Source organism: Aestuariivirga sp., assembly GCF_047600585.1.
GTDB lineage: Bacteria > Pseudomonadota > Alphaproteobacteria > Rhizobiales > Aestuariivirgaceae > Aestuariivirga.
Genome location: NZ_JASGKP010000001.1, coordinates 237,616 through 256,096 on the forward strand (window position 1 = coordinate 237,616; position 18,481 = coordinate 256,096).

Here is an 18,481-nt window from a genome sequence, read left to right on the forward strand (position 1 = left end):
TCATTGACAGAGTTTGGGCGCTGGGCTTCGTTTGGCGCGAGGAGAATGATCATGTGTGACAGCGCCAAGGCCGGAAATGCCATTCCCACCGTCTTCATCGACAACGAGCGCGTGCGTGTCACCGAATGGCGCTTCAGGAAGAAGGGCGACAACACCGGCTGGCACCGCCATGCCTATGACTATGTGGTGGTACCAATGTTTGACGGACAGCTCGAGATCGATCTCGGGGGCGGCAAGCGCACCGTGGCGCCGCTCAAGAACGGTGTTCCCTATTTCCGCAATGTGGGCGTGGAGCACGACGTCATCAACGGCAACGACTTCGAATGCGCCTTCATCGAAGTGGAGATGAAGTGAGGTTTATCCGGAAGCGCCGCCGAACGACAGGCTGAAGAATTCATGCAGGGTCTTGGTGGCGTCGGACTGGACGCGCTTGCGGTTCCAGGCGAGGCCCACGTCCATCGTCGGAATGTCGGCGGCGATATTCCGGAGTTCGATGCGCTGCCCTTCCAGTGACCAGGCGCGATAGACCATGTCCGAGAGAATGGTGACGCCGATCCCGTCCGCCACCATGCTGCGCACCGCCTCCACCGACGAGGTATTGAAGACGATGTTGGGCTTCAGCCCCGTGGGCTGCCAATAGCGCTGGGCCGTCTTGCTGGCCTCGTCGACGGTCAGCATGATGTAAGGGAGCGGCATCACGTCCTCGAGGGTGATCACTTCCGCTTGCAGGAGCGGATGCTCCACCGGAAGCCAGAGGCGGCGGCGGGAGCGGAACAGCGTCTCGTAGGCGAGGTGGTTGCGGTCGGCCATGTTGGAGACCAGCATCACGGCGAGGTCGAGCGAGCCGTCCTTCAGGCCGCCCTCGATGGCATTGCGCGGCAGTTCGTAGATGTCGACCTTGACGCGCGGGAAGCTGCGCTTGAAGCGGGCGTAGTGGCGCGGCAGGAAGTAGCCGGCGACGGTGTAGGAAACACCCACCTTCACCGTGCCGGTGATGGCTTTTTCCTCGGTGAGCGGGGCGTTCTCGGCGCTGTTCACCGCCGCCATGATGTTGCGGGCATGCTGCAGGAAGCGCGTACCCTCGGCGGTCAATGACACGCCCGAATTGTGCCGCCGGAACAAGGTGACGCCGAGATCTTCCTCCAGCTGCTTCACCGCAGCGGTGATCGCCGATTGCGAGACGTTGACCTCGATCGCCGCCTGGCTCACCTGGCCTGCATCCGCCGTGGCGATGAAATAGCGGATCTGTTTCAGCGAAAGCGGCATTATCTGTTTTTCCGATACTCGTTAGCAATTTTTCGTATTTTACAATATCCGGCCCCCGTCACAATCTGAAAAAAAATGACACGGGCGGGCGTCAAGTCAGCCGTACAAACAGGGAAGAAACGCATGGCAGCGATCAACTGCGACATGGGCGAAGCCTTCGGCTTGTACAAGATGGGCGACGACGAGGGCCTGATGCCCCTGATCGACGAAGCCAATGTTGCCTGCGGCTTCCATGCCTCTGATTTCAATCACATGCGGAAAACGGTGCGGCTGGCCAAGCAACATGGCGTGAAAGTTGGCGCGCATCCCTCGCTGCCGGACCTGCAGGGCTTCGGACGCCGCGAGATGAAGATCGGCCGGGAAGAACTCGCCAATTGCCTGATTTACCAGGTGGGTGCGCTCAAGGGTTTCCTTGATGCCGAGGGCATGAGCCTCAGCCACATCAAGCCGCATGGCTCGCTCTATGGCATGGCGGCGCGGATGGAAGACGTGGCGCACGCGGTTTGCGACGTGGCCGACATCTTCAAGGTGCCGCTCTTCGGCATGGTCAACACCAACCACCAGAAGGTCTACACGGCGCGCGGCCACACCTTCGTTCCGGAATTCTATGCCGACCTCGACTACAACGACGAGGGTGGTCTCATCATCACCCGCGAGCACGACGCCAAGGACCCGGCCGAGGCGGCGGCGAAGTGCGTTCGCGCCATCAAGGAAAGCAAGGTGAAGACCGTGGGCGGCAAGGATGCCACCGTGGGTGCTGCCACCATCTGTGTGCATTCCGATACGCCCAACGCCGTCGATATCGCCTTCGCAGTGCGCGAAGCCATCAAGCCCTTCCGCAAATCCTGATCATCTGGAGCCACCCATGAGCAAGCAACTCCTTTCTCCCCTTCCGGGCACCTTCTACCGCCGCCCCGCGCCGGACAAGCCGGCCTACAAGAACGAGGGTGACACGGTGGCGGTGGGCGACGTGATCGGCCTCATCGAGGTGATGAAGTCCTTCACCGAGGTGAAGGCGGAGGTGGCGGGCAAAATCGTCAAGTTCATCGCCGACAACGAGGAGCCCGTGATGGCGGGCCAGCCCCTGGCGGAGGTTGGTTGAACGCAATGAAAATCAAGAAGCTCCTCGTCGCCAACCGGGGCGAAATCGCGGTCCGCATCATCCGGGCTGCGCGGGAGCTTGGGCTGAAGACAGTGCAGGTGCACAGCGTGGCGGATGCGGATTCGCTCGCCGTGCGCATGGCCGACGAAGCCGTGAACATCGGCCCGCCCCATGCGGCGAAGTCCTACCTCAATATCGAAGCCATCCTGAATGCCGCCAGGGCGACAGGCGCCGACGCCGTCCACCCCGGCTATGGTTTCCTCGCCGAGAACGCCACCTTTGCCGATGCCGTCGCGGCGGCGGGTCTGGCCTTCATCGGTCCTTCGGGCGATGCCATCCGCACCATGGGTGACAAGGTGGCGGCCCGTGTTGCCGCCATGAAGGCGGGTGTTCCCTGTGTGCCGGGATCGCAAGGGCGCATCGACGACCCGGACGAAGCGCGCTGCGTGGCCCAGTCCATCGGCTTTCCGGTGATGATCAAGGCTGCGGCCGGGGGCGGCGGCAGAGGCATCCGCATTGCGCATTCGATGGAAGAATTCGAGACATTGATGCCGCAGGCGAGTGCCGAAGCAAAGGCAGCATTCGGTGATGGTGGGCTCTATCTCGAAAAGGTGATCGAGAAGGCCCGCCACATCGAAGTGCAGATTCTCGCCGATGGCGAACGCGCTATCCACTGCTTCGAGCGGGAATGCTCGCTGCAGCGCCGCCGCCAGAAGGTCTGGGAAGAGGCGCCGTCGGCCGTGCTGCCCGAAAGCGTGAGGCAGGCGCTGTGCACCTCTGCGGTGGCGCTTGCTGCCAACACGAAGTACCGCGGCGCGGGCACGCTCGAATATCTCTACGACGATGCCTCGCAGTCCTTCTACTTCATCGAAATGAACACCCGCATCCAGGTGGAGCATCCGGTGACGGAGATGATCACCGGCATCGATCTCGTCCGCGAGATGATCCGCGTCTGCGCCGGCGAGCCCTTGCGCTTCAGCCAGGCTGATGTGACCCGGCGTGGCCACGCCATCGAGGTCCGAATCAATGCGGAAGACCCGGCGAAGAACTTCATGCCGGCACCCGGCACGGTCGAAAGCCTGAAGGTGCCGGGCGGTCCCGGCACGCGCTTCGATACCATGCTGTATGCGGGCTACACGGTGCCGCCGTTCTATGACTCGCTCCTGGGCAAGCTCATTGTCTGGGACGACACCCGCGAGGGCGCGATTGCGCGCATGGCCCGCGCGCTCGAGGAGCTCGAGGTCAAGGGCCTCGCGACAACGAAACCACTTCACCAGATTCTCGCCACCGATCCGCAGGTGATTGCAAGCGATGTGCACACACGCTGGCTGGAGCCGTGGCTGGAACAGAATGCCCATCGGTTGACCCAATGAAGGAGGCGGGCCGGACATGAAAAGCAGGTACTCATTTGGCGGTGACGAGCACATCTTCGTTGAATGCGACGAAGCAATGTCCCTCGAAGCCTTCTTCAAGTCGCTCTCCGTCACCAATGCGGTGAAGAAGGCGAAGATCAAGGGTGTCACGGAAATCTGCCCGGCGAACGCCTCGTTCCAGATCAAGTTCAATCCGGATGTCATCAAGCCCAATGACATGCTGAAGGAACTGAAGGCGATCGAGAAGGATGCTTCGAAGGGCAAGCACACGCTCAAGACCCGCATCATCGAGATCCCGGTGCTCTACAACGATCCCTGGACCCACGAGACGCTGATGCGCTTCCGCGAGCGCCACCAGGACCCGAAGTCGACCGATATCGAATACACGGCGCGGATCAATAATCTCGATGGCGTCGACGGCTTCATCAAGGCCCACTCCGGCGCGCCGTGGTTCGTCTCCATGGTGGGCTTCGTCGCGGGCCTGCCGTTCCTCTACCAGATGGTGGACAAGCAGCGGCAGATCCAGTCGCCCAAGTATCTCCGCCCGCGCACCGACACGCCCAAGCTGACGGTGGGCCACGGCGGCTGCTTCGGCTGCATCTATTCGGTGCGCGGCGCCGGCGGCTACCAGATGTTCGGCATCACGCCGATGCCGATCTACGACCCCAACCAGAAGATCAAGTACCTCCGCGACTTCATGTGCCTGTTCAAGCCGGGAGACATCGTGAAGTGGAAGCCGATTGACCGCGCTGAGTACGACGAGACGGTCTCTGCCGTCGACAAGGGCAAGTTCATGCCGAAGATGCGGGACGTGTCCTTCTCGCTCGATGAATTCAAGAAGGACATGGATGGCTACAATGCCAAGCTGATGGGGGCGCTCAATGGCCGTTAATGTCGTCAAGCCCGGTCTGTCGACCACGGTGCAGGATCTGGGCCGTCCTGGCTACTATCACATCGGCATTCCGCTCTCGGGTGGCATGGACCGCCTTGCGCTGCGCTGCGCCAACCTGCTCGTGGGCAACAAGGAAGATGCCGCTGTCCTCGAAGCCGTGTTCATGGGCCCTGAATTGAAGTTCACTGAGGACGCAACGGTTGCCGTCACGGGTGCCGAGTTGCCGCCCAAGGTGGACGGCGAAGCGAAGCCCTTGTGGACCTCCTTCAAGGTGAAGAAGGGCCAGACGCTGAGCTTCGATTTCCTGAAGAAGGGCGCGCGCGCCTATATCGCCATCTCCGGCGGTATCGATGTGCCGGTGGTGCTGGGCTCACGCTCGACCTACACGCTGGGCGCGCTTGGCGGCTTCAAGGGTCGCAAGCTGGAAGCAGGCGACAAGCTGCCCACCGGCAAGGGCAGGGGCGCCAAGGAAGGCCGCACCATTCCCGAAAAGCTGCGGCGCGGGCCTGGCGCGCCTGCCGAACTGCGCATGGTGCCGGGCCTCTACTGGCACCGCATCACGGCAGAGGCGGGCAAGCACTTCTTCGAGGACACCTGGAAGGTGGCGCCCGAAGCAGACCGCATCGGCTACCGCTTCCGTGGCGGCAAGGCGCTGGAGTTCGTGCCGCGCGAGCAGCCCTTCGGCGCAGGCTCCGATCCCTCCAACATCGTCGATGCCTGCTACCCCTATGGCTCCATCCAGGTGCCGGGTGGAACCGAGCCCATCGTGCTTCACCGCGATGCCGTCTCGGGCGGCGGCTACTTCATGGTGGGAACCGTGATCTCCGCCGACATGGACCTGATCGGGCAGCTTCAGCCGCACAGCCAGGCGCGCTTCGTGGAAGTGACGGTGGCGCAGGCGCTGAAGGCCCGCAAGGACCGGGCGAAACTCATCGACAAGATCCGCAACAGTCTCTGAGGACATGGACATGGCTTCTTCCACACTTGCTTCTTCCCTCTGGCAACCCGCCCGGGACAGCCTCGCCGCGAAGGCGGCTCTCGTCGCCATCGGCGTGCTGGCGCTTGCGCTCTCATCGAAGATCCAGGTGCCGTTCTGGCCGGTGCCCATGACGCTGCAGACGGCGGTGGTACTGCTGATCGGCGCCAGCTACGGCGCGCGTCTTGCCGGCACGACACTGCTGTCGTTCCTTGCGGCAGGTGCTGTCGGTCTGCCCGTCTTCGCCACGGGCGCAGGGCTTGCCTACATGGCGGGGCCGACGGGCGGCTATCTCCTCGGCTTCCTGCTGGCCGCAGTGGTGATGGGTGTCATCACCGACAAGGGCTTCGGCCGCACGCCGGTGCAGGTGATCGCGCTCATGCTGCTGGGTGAAATCCTCATCTTCGCACCGGGCATCCTCTGGCTCACGGGCTTCATCGGTCTGGAGAAATCCATTGCCGGGGGTCTTCTGCCCTTCATTCCGGCGGAGGCGCTGAAGGCAGCGCTGGCGACTGCGCTTCTGGCGGCGGGCTGGACGGCCGCGCGCCGCGACTAGATCAATTCCCCGGGCGCGGGCTTGCCCCGCGTCTGGGCCCTGTAATCCTTAGGCGAGAGTCCGAAATGGGCCTTGAAGTTCCGCGAGAACTGCGCCTGATCGCTGAACCCCCAGCGGTAGGCAATCTCTGCCACCGTCATGGTGTTGGCGGGGTCGGACAATGCTTCGCGGCAGGCCTCGAGGCGTTGGTCGCGCACCCAGCTTCCGACGGTCTGGTTGGTGTCGCGGAACAGTTCGTGGAGATAGCGGGTGGACATGCCGCAGCCGCGCGCGATGGCTTCGGGCGAGAGCTCGGTATTGCCGAGATTGCGGCGGACGAAGCTTTCGATGCGGGTGAGATGCGCGACACGCACGCTCGATGTGCCGCTGGTGAGCGTGCGTTCGTCAGCACGCAGGGCCAGCACCAGAAGATCGACGAGTTGCAGGCCCACGGTGTTCCGCGTCTCGGCCGACATGGCATCGAAGCGCGGCGGGATGAGGTGCAGCATGTCGGCGAAAAGGCCGCCCGCGCCTTCCGCCGCATTGAACTGCAGCGAGCAGAAGCGGTCGGGCTGGCGGATGCGGCCGCCCAGTGCCTTGGCCTCCACCTTCAGCACCCAGAGGTCGGCGGCCTCGCCATGGCTGAACTCGTAGGGCTCGTGGCTGCGCTCGAGAATGAAGCCGCCGGGATTGCAGCGCACATCCTTGCCGCACTGGGAGAAGAAGATTTCGGACTGCGCCGGAACGGTGACGAGGAAATGTTCGTCGCGTTCGGCGCGGAAATGCTGGGGCAGGCGCTGGTAGCGCAGCGCTTCCGAGGTGAGGCGCGAGAGCGAGACGTTGTTGCCGAGGTCCCAGATCGTCACTTCGCCGGAGAAGCGGTCGGGCTCGCGGAAGGTGAGGTCGAGCGGGAAATAGGTGGCGGCGATGGCTTCGTGCCAATGCCGGCTCCTCTCCCTGGGCTGTGTCTCCGCCGTCGTGATCAGCGTCTTCATGGCAGGCTCTCCCGCGTTCCGGAAACGATAGTGTGTCTGCAACCCCTGCGCAACGGCAAGCCCGCCCGCTGCATCTTCCAGTGCACCCCGCGTCAAATGCCTGTTCACCGCCAGCAAAGACCCGGCCGTCCCGCCGCCCGTAGCCTCCTCTCCTTAACTGGCACGCAAGTTGCCGGACTGGGGGAGGTCAAGCGGCCACGGCGTGGCCGTTCGCCCGTCCATGTCCCGTCATGCCAGCAGCAAGCGAGGACATCATGAAGGCAAAATCCAAAGCGAAAACAAAGGTCGATCCGATCACTCTTTCCGTGGTCCGCGGCGTTCTGGAAACCACCCAGCGCGAGATGACGCTGTCGCTGGAAAAGACGGCGCGCTCCTCGGTGTTCAACCTCGCGCACGACTATTCGACCGCGCTCTTCAATGCCAAGCCGGAGATGATCCTGCAGGGGCAGGACATTCCGATCCACCTGGGCTCGCTCATTCCCGCCATGAAGGCGGTGGCGAAGTTCTTCGGCGACGACATTCACGAAGGCGACCTCATCCTCCACAACGATCCGGTCTTCGGCGGCAGCCACGCCATCGACACCTGCATGTACAAGCCGGTCTTCCACAAGGGGAAGCTGGTCTACTGGACGGTGTGCAAGGGCCACCTCACCGACATCGGCGGCCCGGTGCCCGCGGGCTACAATCCCAATGCCAAGGAAATCTACGCGGAGTGCCTGCGCATTCCGCCGGTGAAGATCTGGGACCGCGGCAAGCCCCGCAATGACGTGATCAACATGATCCTCACCAACATGCGGGCGCGGCGCGACCAGGAAGGTGACTTCAACGCCCTGATCGGCGCCTGCCAGGTGGGTGAGCGCAATCTCCTTGCCATGATCGAGAAATACGGTTCCGCGACCGTCGATGCCTGCATCGGCGAACTGCTCGACATGGCCGACAAGCACATGCGCACCCTGATCGCGACGGTGCCCGACGGTACCTACGAGGGTGTCGCCCTCCTGGAAGACGCAGGCCATGGCTTCGGCGACTTCGAGATCAAGGCCACGGTGACGATCAAGAAGGACACCTGCCACATCGCCATCTCGTCGCCGCCGCAGATTCCCTACTTCATCAATTCCTACGAGGGAAACTCGCATTCGGGCGTCTATCTCGGGCTGATGATGTTCGCGGCCCTGCCGCCGCCCTACAACGAGGGCCTTTACCGCTGCGTGAGCGTGGACTTCGGGCCGAAGGGCACGATCTGCAACGCGCAGGAGCCCGCACCCCATATGAACTGCACGACGACGCCGATGGAGACATTGACGGATGCCGTGCGTCTCGCATTCGAGAAGGCCATGCCATCGAAGGTGGCCGCCTCGTGGGGGCATGCCAACGGCCTCAACGTGGCGGGCTGGGACTCGCGCACGAACGAGGAGTTCGTGACCATGGTGCTCGCCACCATCATCTCGGGTGGCGGTGCCACGCCGCAGCAGGACGGCTGGCATGCGGTCGGCCCGGAATGCTGCTTCGGCGCACTCACCTCGGGTGACGTGGAACTGCTTGAATACTCCTATCCGATCATCATTCACCGCTACGCCCTGATGACGGACTCGGGCGGTGCCGGCAAGTTCCGCGGCGGCTCCGGCACGGCCTGGGAGGTGGAGCCTCTCGACAAGGATATGCTCTGCATCGGCTTCGGAGAAGGGCGCCGCATTCCCGCCATGGGCGCTGCGGGCGCCAAGTCACACGACATCGACTCCAAGGTCGGCCGCGTCGAACTGAAGAAGGGCGGCAAGACCAACGTCGTCCGCACCAACATCATGGAGACGATCAAGCCCGGCGAAACCGTCACCAACATGAACCCCGGAGGAGGGGGATACGGCAATCCCTATGAGCGGCCCATCGAGAAGGTGCTGTGGGATGTGAAGAACGGTCTCGTCTCGCTCAGGGGCGCGCGCGAAGACTATGGCGTGGTGATCACCGACCCCGAAACACTTGATGTCGACATGAGCGCCACCAAGGCGCTGCGTGCGGCGGCTTGAGGGAGGGCGGAACCATGAACCAGTTTCGTCTTGGCATCGACGCCGGCGGCACCTTCACCGATTTCGTGATCGCCAACAAGAAGACGGGCGACGTGAAGCTCTTCAAGGCGCTCTCCACGCCGTCTGATCCCACCAAGGCCATCGAGAACGGCCTCAAGCTCATCGCCGATGATCTCGGCCTGCCTGCCTCCGAGATCGTGGCCGAGTGTGACCTCTGCATCAACGGCACGACCGTGGGCCTCAACGCTCTCATCACCCATCGCGGCGGCAAGACCGGTCTCATCTGCACGGCGGGCCACGAGGATTCGATCGAGATCAGGAACGGCCACAAGGAAGACGGCTACCGCTACGATCCGGAATATCCGGCGGCCACCATGCTGGTGCCGCGCTACCTGCGGAAGGGCGTGCGCGAGCGCGTGCTTTCGGACGGTTCGGTGCGCACCGTCATGGAGGAGCAGGACGTGCGCGCCGCCTGCGAGCTGTTCCGGAAGGAAGGGGTGGAGACCGTTGCCATCTCGTTCGTCTGGTCGGTGCTCAATACGGCGCATGAGCGCCGCGCCGCGGAGATTGTCCGCGAGATGCTGCCCAACGTCATTCTCACGGTGGGCTCGGAACTCTATCCGCAGGTGCGCGAATACACCCGCACCTCGACGGCAGTGGTGAACGCCTATCTGGCGCCGGTCATGCGGCGTTATGTGACGGCGGTCGACGCCTACTTCCGCTCGCTCGGCGCCAAGCAGCCCGTGCGTTACTTCCAGTCCAATGGTGGCCTCGCCATCGGCCAGGCAATGACCGACCGCTCGGTCTATGCCATCAATTCGGGCCCGGCGTCCGCCCCGCAGGCGGGTCTCTATGTCTCGGCGCCGTTCAAGAAGAAGAACGTGATCACCGTCGACATGGGCGGCACGTCCTTCGACATCACGCTCACCAAAGACGGCCAGACCAACCTCAACAAGAACATCGACTTCCTGCGCTATCGCATTGGCGTGCCTATGATTCAGGTCGAGACACTGGGGGCAGGCGGTGGCTCCATCGGTTGGATCGACTCGCTCGGCATCATCCAGGTGGGACCGCAGTCGGCAGGTTCGGAGCCGGGCCCCGCCTGCTATGGGCAGGGCGGCACGGAGCCCACCACGTCGGATGCCAACCTCGTGCTCGGCTATCTCAATCCCGATGGCCTGCTCGGCGGCAAGCTGCCGCTCGATCTCGGCAAGGCCCGCGACGCGGTAAAGAAGGTTGCCGATCCGCTCGGCATCTCGGTCGAGCGCGCGGCCTATGGCATGTACACCATCGTCAACAACAACATGGTGAACGGCATCCGCCGCGTCTCGGTGGAGCGTGGCTATGATCCGCGCGACTTCGTGCTGGTGGGGGCAGGCGGTGCTACCGCCGCGCACATCTGCGCGCTCGCCCGCGAGATGGGGATCGACACCATCATCCTGCCCAAGCTTGCCTCCGGTCTTTGCGCCTTCGGCCAGATCATCTCGGACGTGAAGTACAACTACATGGCCACCGCACCGCTCCGCCTCGATAATGACAAGGCCTATTCCCGCATCGACGAGCTTTACACCTCGATCGAAAAGCAGGGCGTGGCGCATCTCGAGAAGGATGGATTCAAGAAGGGCCAGATCGAGATCAAGCGCAGCCTCGACATGCGCTACGTGGGCCAGGTCCACGAATGCACCGTCGACATCGGCACCTTCCCGATCAACGCCAAGACCATCGACAAGGTGAAGGATGCCTTCCACCGCCGCCATGAGGAGCTCTACACCTACGCCGAGCGCCACAACGCGGTTGAAGTGGTGAACATCGAATCCACCCTCTATGGCCGGATCGACAAGCCCAAGGCGCCGAAGCTGAAGGCGGGCGGCACCGCGGCGAAGGCCGTCAAGGGCTACCGCAAGGCGATCTTCGATGCTTCGGGCAAGGCCTCGCGTACGGCGATCTACGACGGCGCGCGCCTGGGGGCAGGTGCGAGTGTTGCCGGTCCCGCCATCATCGAGGAGGTGACGACCACCATCGTCATCGAACCGGGCTGGACCGCGAAGCTCGACGCCAGCGGCTCCTACGTCATCACGCGCAAGAAGCGATAGCAGGAGGTTCATGGCAAACGCACTCTCCGCAAAGCAGGTTTCGGTCTCGTTCGATGGCTTGAAGGCGCTGTCGAACGTCACCCTGTCCGTGCCGCGCGGAGAGGTGATCGGGCTCATCGGCCCGAACGGCGCGGGCAAGACAACCTTTGTCAACGTGTTGACGGGCTTTCAGCAGCCGGACACGGGGCAGGTTCTGCTCGATGATGAAGACGTGGGCCACCTCAAGCCCCATCTCATGCGACGCCGTGGCATTGCCCGCACCTTCCAGTCCGGGCGCCTCTTCGCCGAGCTCTCCGTGCTCGACAATCTGGAGGTGACGGGTGTCGGTCTCGGCCTGTCGCGGCGCGAGGCGGCGGAGAAGGCCGAGGCGATGCTGGACTGGATCGGCATCTCGTCGCTGGCCGAGCGCACCGCCGGGGGCCTGCCCTATACGGACGAGCGCCGTGTCGCCATCGGGCGTGCCCTGATGCTGGAGCCGAAATACATCCTGCTGGATGAGCCCGCCGCCGGCATGTCCGCCGAGGAAGCGGCCGATCTCGTGAAGCTCATCCGCCGCATCGCCTCGGAGGTGGGCTGCGGCGTGCTGCTGATCGAGCACAACATCGGACTCGTGCTCTCGATCTGCAGCCATATCCACGTGCTCGATTCCGGCGAAGTGATCGAGGACGGGCCGCCTGCCGCCATCAAGGCCAGCGAGCGCGTTCGCCATGCCTATATGGGAACACAAGCCGATGCAGAGGGGGATATCCTGTGAGCCTGCTCAGCGTCGACCATGTCAGCGTCAACTACGGCCGGCTCAAAGCTCTGCGGGATGCCTCTTTCGCCATATCGGAAGGCGAGACGCTGTTCATCACGGGCCCCAATGGCGCGGGCAAGTCGACGCTCCTCAAGGCGATTGCCGGCGTGGTGACGCCGCGCCAGGGCGAAATCATGCTGGATGGCCATGCCATCGGCGGCAAGGCGCCGGAAGTGATCGCCCGCAAGGGCTTCTCCATGGTGCCCGAGGGCCGCCATGTCTTCGGTGCGCTCACCATCGAGGAAAATCTCCGGCTCGGCGTCGGCATGCGGGCCGACAAGGATGCCGCCGAACGCGACCTCGAGCAGATCTACACGATCTTCCCCATTCTCCGCGACCGCAAGGACAAGCCCGCGGGGCTTCTCTCCGGTGGACAGCAACAGATGCTGGTGATCGGCCGTGCCCTCATGGCGGCACCCCGCCTCATCGCCATCGACGAGCCCTCGCTCGGCCTTGCCCCCAAGGTGATCGATGACGTTTACGTGGCGCTGCTCAAGCTCCGCGACACCCGCGGCCTCACCCTTCTCATCGTCGAGCAGAGCGCCACCCGCGCCATGATGACGGGCGGGCGCATGATCCTGCTGCGTTCCGGTGAAGTGGCACTCGAGGGCGACGCCCGCGAACTGGCCAAGAGCGATGCGCTCCGCAATGCCTATTTCGGAATCGAGGAGCATTGAGATGACGGCACTCCTGCAGGTCTTCTTCGATGCGTTGAGCCTCGGCAGCCTCTATGCCCTGGGGGCGCTCGGCATCGCCCTCATCTTCGGCGTGATGCGGCTCGTCAACTTCGCCCATGGCGACTACATCGCCTTCTGCGTCTTCGCCATGCTGTGGCCATCGATCGATGCGGCGGCCATCGTCTTCCTCGGCAACCTGCCGGCCTGGATCCTGATCCCGATCATCCTGCTGCTGGGAGCTGGTGTTTCGGTGCTGTCGGAAATCCTCGTCTTCCGCCGTTTTCGCAATGCCAATCCCGCGACGATGATGATCGCCTCCTTCGCGCTGGGCTTCGTCATCAAGTATTTCCTGCTGATGCTCTATTCGAGCCGGCCCAAGTCCATCGACCTGTGGTCGGCGGTGAGCCTGCCGCTCGAAATCTTCGGGGCGCGCATTCCGCTGCTGCAGGTGATCACCATCGTGGTCACGCTGGTCATTCTCCTCTGCCTCGTGCTCTTCCTCAAATACACCCGCTATGGCCTCGAGATGCGCGCGGCGGCCGAGAACTTCACCATGGCGCGCATGTTGGGAATCCGCGCCAACACCGTGATCATGCTGGCTTTTGCCCTGTCGGGCATGCTTGCGGCGGCAGTGGGCCTGATCCTCGCGACGCAGTCGGGCACCGCCGACATCCAGATGGGTGCCAACCTCATGCTGGTCGCCTTCGTCGCCACGGTGGTGGGCGGCCTGGGCAGCCTGCCCGGTGCCGTTTTTGCCGGCTTCCTGATCGGTGGACTTTCCTCCCTCATGCAGGCTTATCTGCCCCCTGACGCACGCCCCTTCCGCGATGCCTTCGTTTATGGCGCCGTGATTGTGATGCTGATCTGGCGGCCCAATGGCCTCTTCACCTCCAAGTCGGCGAAGCAGAGGGTCTGAGCCATGCAGAGAAGCCAGACCATTCTCCAGCGCACGCTCTCGACACCGGTGATCCTGATCGCGATCCTGGCTGTCATCGCGCTCCTCGCTGCTGTCGTGAACACCGGCCCCTTCAACCAGACGGTGATCGAAATCTTCATCCGCGTCGTGCTCGTCGTCGGACTCTATGTCTTCATCGGCAATTCCGGCGTCATCAGCTTCGGCCACATCGGCTTCACCTGCCTCGGTGCCTACATGACGGCGTGGCTCACCATCCTGCCCGCCCTCAAGAAATCGAAGCTGAAGGGCCTGCCCGACATCGTGCTCAATGCAAAGCTGCACTATGGCTGGGGGCTTCTCGCCGCCACGCTGTTTGCTGGCGCCTGCGCCTACCTCATCGGCAAGGTGCTGATGCGGCTTTCCGGCATCGCGGCTTCGATCGCCACCTTCGCCGTGCTTGCCGTCATCATCCAGGTCTATTCCAACTGGGACAGTGTCACCGGCGCGCAAAGCTCGGTTGTCGGCATTCCGATCGTGCGCACGGTCTGGCCCTATTTCGCCTGCGCCGTTCTCACCGTGATCGTGGCCTACTTCTATGCCATCAGCCGCTCCGGCCTCGCGCTGCGTTCGGCCCGTGACGAGGCCATCGCTGCGGCTGCCTCGGGCGTCGACATCACCCGCGAGCGCCTGATCGCCTTCGTCATCTCGGGCGCCATGATGGGTCTTGGCGGTGCGCTCTATGCCCACTCGGTGGGCGTGGTGACGCCGGATACGTTCTACCTCGGCCTCACCTTCGTCTGCCTGTCCATGCTGGTGGTGGGCGGCATGAACAGTCTCTCGGGTGCGGTGCTGGGCGTGGTCATTCTCTCGGCGATCATCCAGCTCCTGCGCTGGTTCGAGAAGGGCGTCGACATCGGCGGAACGTCCTTCGCCCTGCCGCTGGGTGTGCAGGAAATCGCCATCGGCGTGGTGATGATCGTCATTCTCATGTTCAGGCCCTCGGGCCTCACGCGAAACAAGGAATTGTTGTGGCCGCACTGGCCCTTCAAGCAGCTTCCCGCAGGGCGCTCGCGCGCGCCCACGGGATGATCGGAACTATAACCACAGAACCCATGGAGGAAGTCATGAAAACGTGGATGAAGACCGGACTGGGCATCGCCCTGTCCGCCCTTGCGCTGGCGCTGCCGGCGCGGGCCGATGACGACAAGATCATCGTCGGCTTTGCAACGGCGCAGTCGGGCTTCATGCAGGCTTACGACAAGCCTGCTGAAGATGCGGCGCGCATCCGCATCGACGAGATCAACAAGGCCGGCGGCCTGCTCGGCAAGCAGATCGAGATCGTCGCTGCCGACACCAAGACCGACCGCGCCGAAGGCGCCAAGGCCGGCCTCGAAGTGCTCGACAAGGGCGCTGACCTGGTGGTCGTGTCCTGCGACTACGACTTCGGTGCGCCTGCTGCCCTTGCGGCGGAAGGCGCCGGCAAGGTCTCGTTCTTCCTCTGCGCTGAATCGGTGAAAGCCGGTATCCAGGGCGTGGGTCCGCACTCCTTCTCGGCCTCGGTTCTCGCGGCCGTGCAGGGCGCGACCATGGCCGAATGGGCCTACACCAAGAAGAACGCCCGCAACTTCTACCGTCTGCTCGACACCTGGACGGAATACAACAAGGGCATCTGCGACGGTTTCGACTGGATGCTGCCCCGCCTGAAGGATGCGAAGCTTGTGGGTGAAGACACCTTCAAGAACGACGACGCATCGATCGCCGCCCAGATCACCCGCATCAAGAGCCTGCCGCAGGAACCCGATGCGATCATGCTGTGCACCATGATGCCGGGTGCCGTGTCTGCCGTGAAGCAGATCCGCGCCGCGGGCATCAAGGCGCCCATCCTGAACGGTTCGGGCATGTCGGGCGGATACTGGCTGTCGGCCATTCCCGATCTTTCGAACTTCTATGTTCCGGATCAGGGCTCGGTCTATGGCGACGACCCCAATCCGAAGGTGAACGAGTTCAATGCCACCTACAAGAAGGTGACCGGCTCGGATCCGTCGAGCCAGTACGTCTATCCCGGCTACGTGATGATCGACGTGTGGGCCAAGGCGGTTGAACGCGCCAAGACCACGGACGCCGACGCCGTGGTGGCCGAGCTGGAAAAGATGAAGGATGAGCCGACGCTGTTCGGTCCGCGCACCTTCACCAGCGAGTTGCATCACCAGAACAAGGGCCGTTACCTGATCACCGAGATCAACAACGGCAAGCCGAAGGTGATCGACGAGTGGACGATCTCGGAAGCCATTCCGGTCGACTATCTCGCCAGCAAGTAATCCGGCATCAGCAATGTCGCGAGCGGCCGTCCTTCGGGGCGGCCGTTTTGCGTTTCAAGTGGCGCGCGCGGGAACCAAAGGATTTCGTGGGCGTTCGCATTCGGATCGGCACTGTGCTGCCGGAATCTGGACAGGGAGCATTCGCGTGGCGAACAATGACAGGAAAGATCAGGACCGCGTCTGGTCGGTCGCAGGTGGTGCAGGGTTCTGCATGCTGGTGACGATGGATGGCAACCAGCCCTGGGGCCGGCCCATGGGTGTGATCACGCGGCCCGAGGAGGGCAAGCTCTTCATGCTCACCGACAAGGCCTCGTTCAAGGACAACCAGATCAGCCGCAACCCGGCGGTTCTGCTGCTCTTCAACCAGAAGCCCGATTTCCTCACGCTGCGTGGACGCGCCAAACTCCGTACCGACCGTGAAACAGTGCGGGAACTCTGGAGCCCCGGCGCCCAGGCCTTCTGGCCAGAAGGCCCGGAAGACCGCAATGTCATCGCCATCGAGGTTTCGCCGCAGCAGGCGGAACTGTGGGAGGGCGACAATGCACTCCTCTCCACCGTCAAGTTTGCCTGGGCCATTGCCACGCGGCAGACGGCCCGGCCCGGCGACAGCAAGAAGCTGACGCTCAACGCCCGCCCGTCGCGGAAGCGCGCGTCTGCAGGATCGCGAAGCAAGCCGCCCGCAAAGAAGGCTGCGAAGAAGGTGGCGAAAGCCCGGCGCGGATCGAAGTAACGGGCCCCCCTCCCATGGGCATCGACCACGGGGCTTCCGGTGACCACTGAGCAGATCCTCGCTCTCTCACTTGTGACCGGCATGATGGCCATGTTCGTGTGGGGCCGGTTCCGATACGACCTCGTTGCGGTGGGAACACTGCTGCTCGGCGTTGCGGCGGGCGTGGTGCCGGCCAAGGACATGTTCTCCGGCTTCAGCGATGACATCACCATCATCGTGGGCAGCGCCCTGATCGTGAGTGCTGCGATTGCGCGCACCGGCATCATGGAACATGCGGCGCGGCGCTATCTCCCGCAGTCCCTCAACATGCGGGCGCAACTGGCTGTTCTTATTGGATCCGTGGCGCTCCTCTCCGCCTTCGTCAAGAACATCGGCGCGCTGGCGATCATGCTGCCGATTGCGCTGCAATTCGCCAAGCGCTCCAATGTGCCGCCGTCGGTGTTCCTGATGCCCATGTCCTTCGCCTCGCTGCTCGGAGGACTGATCACGCTCGTGGGCACGTCGCCCAACATTGTCGTGTCGCGGGTGCGGGAGGAACTCACCGGCCAGCCCTTCGCCATGCTCGACTATGCGCCGGTGGGCCTGCTGCTCACGGGCGCGGGGCTCGTGTTCATGGTGGGCTTCTCCTGGCTGGTGCCGCGGCGCACCCGTGTCGATCTCTCGGCAAAGGAGGCCATCGAGATCAAGGACTATCTTGTCGAAGCGAAGGTTCCGGCCAATGCGGCGGCAGAGGGCATGACCATTGCGAAGCTCCTGGAGCTTGCCGGTGAAGAGGTCACCATCCTCTCGATCCTGCGCGGCGGATCACTGCAGATCAGGCCGCTCCCCGATGCGACGCTGGAACCGGGCGACGTCCTGCTGATCGAGGGGCCGGCCGAGTCGATCGACAGGCTGGTCGTCGATGCCGGGCTGGACCTGACCGGACAGCGCGGGCTCGCACCCTCCGACACCAGCGAGGCCGTCATCAATCTCGAGGCGATCGTCGAAAGTCATTCGGGCCTTGTCGGTGCAACGGCGGAAACCATCCGGCTTTTCCACACCCACAGTGTCAATCTGCTCGCCGTCAGCCGCAGGAACCAGCGGCTCGGCCAGAAGCTTGGCAGCGTGCGCTTCCGTGCCGGCGATATCCTGATGCTGCAGGGGAGTGAGACTGGGCTTGCCGTGCTGGTGCGTGACATGGGGCTACTGCCGCTCGCCGAACGCAAGATGCTGCTCGGCAGCGTCCGGCGCGCCATCGTCCCCGTCGCCATTCTACTTGCGGCGATGCTGGCGACATCGCTTGGTCTTGTGCCCGTCGCGGTCGCCTTCTTTGCCGCGGCGGCCGCCATGGCGCTGTTCCGGGTGTTGCCGCTCCGCGAGTTCTATACCTCGGTCGATGCGCCCATCCTGATCATGCTGGCAGCGCTGATCCCCGTGAGTGAATCCCTCCAGGCCACGCGCACGACCGACCTGCTGGCGAAGTGGCTGTCGGCGGCGGGTGTAGGGCTTCCGGCCTATGGCGCCATCGCGCTGGTGATGGTGACGGCCATGGCCGTCACACCCTTCCTCAACAATGCCGCGACCGTGCTGGTGGTGGCGCCCATCGCGGCCCGATTTGCAGAAGGATTGGGCTACAGGCCCGAGGCGTTCCTCATGGCGGTGGCGATTGGCGCGGGCTGTGATTTTCTCACGCCCATCGGCCACCAGTGCAACATGCTGGTGATGGGGCCGGGTGGTTATCGTTTTGGCGACTACATGCGGCTCGGCCTGCCGCTGTCACTGCTGGTGATCGTGGTGGGTGTTCCGGCGCTGGTCTATTTCTGGCAGAGCTAG

18 protein-coding genes are annotated in these 18,481 nt (G+C 63.6%); 16 read left to right on the top strand and 2 right to left on the bottom strand.

All coding sequences use genetic code 11. The features are described 5' to 3' along the window. Positions 1 to 51 precede the first annotated feature (51 nt). Positions 52 to 354: a cupin domain-containing protein gene (locus QM801_RS01045; protein ID WP_415017356.1), complete on the top strand. Its 303-nt coding sequence runs from the start codon at positions 52 to 54 to the stop codon at positions 352 to 354. A 3-nt stretch (positions 355 to 357) separates the two neighbouring features. On the opposite strand, the gene QM801_RS01050 is transcribed toward QM801_RS01045, so the two are convergent. After that, positions 358 to 1,266: a LysR family transcriptional regulator gene (locus QM801_RS01050; protein WP_415017357.1), complete on the bottom strand. Its 909-nt coding sequence runs from the start codon at positions 1,264 to 1,266 to the stop codon at positions 358 to 360. 123 nt (positions 1,267 to 1,389) lie between these two features. Here QM801_RS01050 and QM801_RS01055 point away from each other — a divergent pair, with 123 nt between their 5' ends. The 6 genes from QM801_RS01055 to QM801_RS01080 are packed head-to-tail and all read left to right on the top strand — an operon-like array spanning position 1,390 to position 6,165. Then, positions 1,390 to 2,115: a LamB/YcsF family protein gene (locus QM801_RS01055; RefSeq protein ID WP_415017358.1), complete on the top strand. Its 726-nt coding sequence runs from the start codon at positions 1,390 to 1,392 to the stop codon at positions 2,113 to 2,115. Between the two features lie 16 nt (positions 2,116 to 2,131). Continuing rightward, positions 2,132 to 2,368, top strand: coding sequence for an acetyl-CoA carboxylase (locus tag QM801_RS01060; protein ID WP_415017359.1), 237 nt, complete (start codon positions 2,132 to 2,134; stop codon positions 2,366 to 2,368). A 5-nt stretch (positions 2,369 to 2,373) separates the two neighbouring features. Next, positions 2,374 to 3,741 (top strand): acetyl-CoA carboxylase biotin carboxylase subunit, encoded by a 1,368-nt coding sequence (locus tag QM801_RS01065; RefSeq protein WP_415017360.1) that lies wholly within the window; start codon positions 2,374 to 2,376, stop codon positions 3,739 to 3,741. A 16-nt stretch (positions 3,742 to 3,757) separates the two neighbouring features. Next, complete coding sequence (locus QM801_RS01070; RefSeq protein ID WP_415017361.1) at positions 3,758 to 4,633, top strand: 5-oxoprolinase subunit B family protein; 876 nt, start codon at positions 3,758 to 3,760, stop codon at positions 4,631 to 4,633. Then, positions 4,623 to 5,591 (top strand): biotin-dependent carboxyltransferase family protein, encoded by a 969-nt coding sequence (locus tag QM801_RS01075; RefSeq protein WP_415017362.1) that lies wholly within the window; start codon positions 4,623 to 4,625, stop codon positions 5,589 to 5,591. Before QM801_RS01070 ends, QM801_RS01075 begins: the two co-directional genes overlap by 11 nt. 10 nt (positions 5,592 to 5,601) lie before the next feature. Continuing rightward, a complete protein-coding gene (locus tag QM801_RS01080; protein ID WP_415017363.1) occupies positions 5,602 to 6,165 on the top strand; it encodes a biotin transporter BioY in 564 nt (187 codons plus the stop codon). Here QM801_RS01080 and QM801_RS01085 read toward each other — a convergent pair. After that, positions 6,162 to 7,139, bottom strand: coding sequence for a helix-turn-helix domain-containing protein (locus tag QM801_RS01085; RefSeq protein WP_415017364.1), 978 nt, complete (start codon positions 7,137 to 7,139; stop codon positions 6,162 to 6,164). The genes QM801_RS01080 and QM801_RS01085 overlap by 4 nt on opposite strands. A 254-nt stretch (positions 7,140 to 7,393) precedes the next feature. On the opposite strand from QM801_RS01085, the gene QM801_RS01090 reads away from it, so the two are divergent. The 9 genes from QM801_RS01090 to QM801_RS01130 all read left to right on the top strand — a co-directional run bounded on the left by QM801_RS01090 (position 7,394) and on the right by QM801_RS01130 (position 18,481). Beyond that, complete coding sequence (locus QM801_RS01090; protein ID WP_415017365.1) at positions 7,394 to 9,160, top strand: hydantoinase B/oxoprolinase family protein; 1,767 nt, start codon at positions 7,394 to 7,396, stop codon at positions 9,158 to 9,160. A 14-nt stretch (positions 9,161 to 9,174) separates the two neighbouring features. Next, positions 9,175 to 11,253, top strand: coding sequence for a hydantoinase/oxoprolinase family protein (locus QM801_RS01095; RefSeq protein ID WP_415017366.1), 2,079 nt, complete (start codon positions 9,175 to 9,177; stop codon positions 11,251 to 11,253). Between the two features lie 10 nt (positions 11,254 to 11,263). Next, on the top strand, positions 11,264 to 12,007 hold the full coding sequence (locus tag QM801_RS01100; protein WP_415017367.1) for an ABC transporter ATP-binding protein: 744 nt from the start codon (positions 11,264 to 11,266) through the stop codon (positions 12,005 to 12,007). Next, positions 12,004 to 12,726: an ABC transporter ATP-binding protein gene (locus tag QM801_RS01105; RefSeq protein WP_415017368.1), complete on the top strand. Its 723-nt coding sequence runs from the start codon at positions 12,004 to 12,006 to the stop codon at positions 12,724 to 12,726. The genes QM801_RS01100 and QM801_RS01105 overlap by 4 nt, the downstream gene beginning before the upstream one ends. Before the next feature lies 1 nt (position 12,727). Beyond that, positions 12,728 to 13,642 carry a branched-chain amino acid ABC transporter permease gene (locus QM801_RS01110; RefSeq protein ID WP_415017369.1) on the top strand — a complete coding sequence of 305 codons (915 nt, stop codon included), beginning with the start codon at positions 12,728 to 12,730 and terminating at the stop codon, positions 13,640 to 13,642. A 3-nt stretch (positions 13,643 to 13,645) separates the two neighbouring features. Then, positions 13,646 to 14,710: a branched-chain amino acid ABC transporter permease gene (locus QM801_RS01115; protein WP_415017370.1), complete on the top strand. Its 1,065-nt coding sequence runs from the start codon at positions 13,646 to 13,648 to the stop codon at positions 14,708 to 14,710. A 35-nt stretch (positions 14,711 to 14,745) separates the two neighbouring features. After that, positions 14,746 to 15,939 (top strand): ABC transporter substrate-binding protein, encoded by a 1,194-nt coding sequence (locus QM801_RS01120; protein WP_415017371.1) that lies wholly within the window; start codon positions 14,746 to 14,748, stop codon positions 15,937 to 15,939. Between the two features lie 145 nt (positions 15,940 to 16,084). Then, the gene (locus QM801_RS01125) at positions 16,085 to 16,669 is read left to right on the top strand and encodes a pyridoxamine 5'-phosphate oxidase family protein (protein WP_415017372.1); all 585 of its coding nucleotides are present in this window, start codon (positions 16,085 to 16,087) and stop codon (positions 16,667 to 16,669) included. A 39-nt stretch (positions 16,670 to 16,708) separates the two neighbouring features. Then, positions 16,709 to 18,481 carry an SLC13 family permease gene (locus tag QM801_RS01130; protein ID WP_415017373.1) on the top strand — a complete coding sequence of 591 codons (1,773 nt, stop codon included), beginning with the start codon at positions 16,709 to 16,711 and terminating at the stop codon, positions 18,479 to 18,481.

Coding starts and splice junctions, on each gene's coding strand:
- QM801_RS01045 (WP_415017356.1), top strand. CDS start 52: ATGTGTGACAGCGCCAAGGCCGGAAATGCCATTCCCACCGTCTTCATC.
- QM801_RS01050 (WP_415017357.1), bottom strand. CDS start 1,266: ATGCCGCTTTCGCTGAAACAGATCCGCTATTTCATCGCCACGGCGGAT.
- QM801_RS01055 (WP_415017358.1), top strand. CDS start 1,390: ATGGCAGCGATCAACTGCGACATGGGCGAAGCCTTCGGCTTGTACAAG.
- QM801_RS01060 (WP_415017359.1), top strand. CDS start 2,132: ATGAGCAAGCAACTCCTTTCTCCCCTTCCGGGCACCTTCTACCGCCGC.
- QM801_RS01065 (WP_415017360.1), top strand. CDS start 2,374: ATGAAAATCAAGAAGCTCCTCGTCGCCAACCGGGGCGAAATCGCGGTC.
- QM801_RS01070 (WP_415017361.1), top strand. CDS start 3,758: ATGAAAAGCAGGTACTCATTTGGCGGTGACGAGCACATCTTCGTTGAA.
- QM801_RS01075 (WP_415017362.1), top strand. CDS start 4,623: ATGGCCGTTAATGTCGTCAAGCCCGGTCTGTCGACCACGGTGCAGGAT.
- QM801_RS01080 (WP_415017363.1), top strand. CDS start 5,602: ATGGCTTCTTCCACACTTGCTTCTTCCCTCTGGCAACCCGCCCGGGAC.
- QM801_RS01085 (WP_415017364.1), bottom strand. CDS start 7,139: ATGAAGACGCTGATCACGACGGCGGAGACACAGCCCAGGGAGAGGAGC.
- QM801_RS01090 (WP_415017365.1), top strand. CDS start 7,394: ATGAAGGCAAAATCCAAAGCGAAAACAAAGGTCGATCCGATCACTCTT.
- QM801_RS01095 (WP_415017366.1), top strand. CDS start 9,175: ATGAACCAGTTTCGTCTTGGCATCGACGCCGGCGGCACCTTCACCGAT.
- QM801_RS01100 (WP_415017367.1), top strand. CDS start 11,264: ATGGCAAACGCACTCTCCGCAAAGCAGGTTTCGGTCTCGTTCGATGGC.
- QM801_RS01110 (WP_415017369.1), top strand. CDS start 12,728: ATGACGGCACTCCTGCAGGTCTTCTTCGATGCGTTGAGCCTCGGCAGC.
- QM801_RS01115 (WP_415017370.1), top strand. CDS start 13,646: ATGCAGAGAAGCCAGACCATTCTCCAGCGCACGCTCTCGACACCGGTG.
- QM801_RS01120 (WP_415017371.1), top strand. CDS start 14,746: ATGAAAACGTGGATGAAGACCGGACTGGGCATCGCCCTGTCCGCCCTT.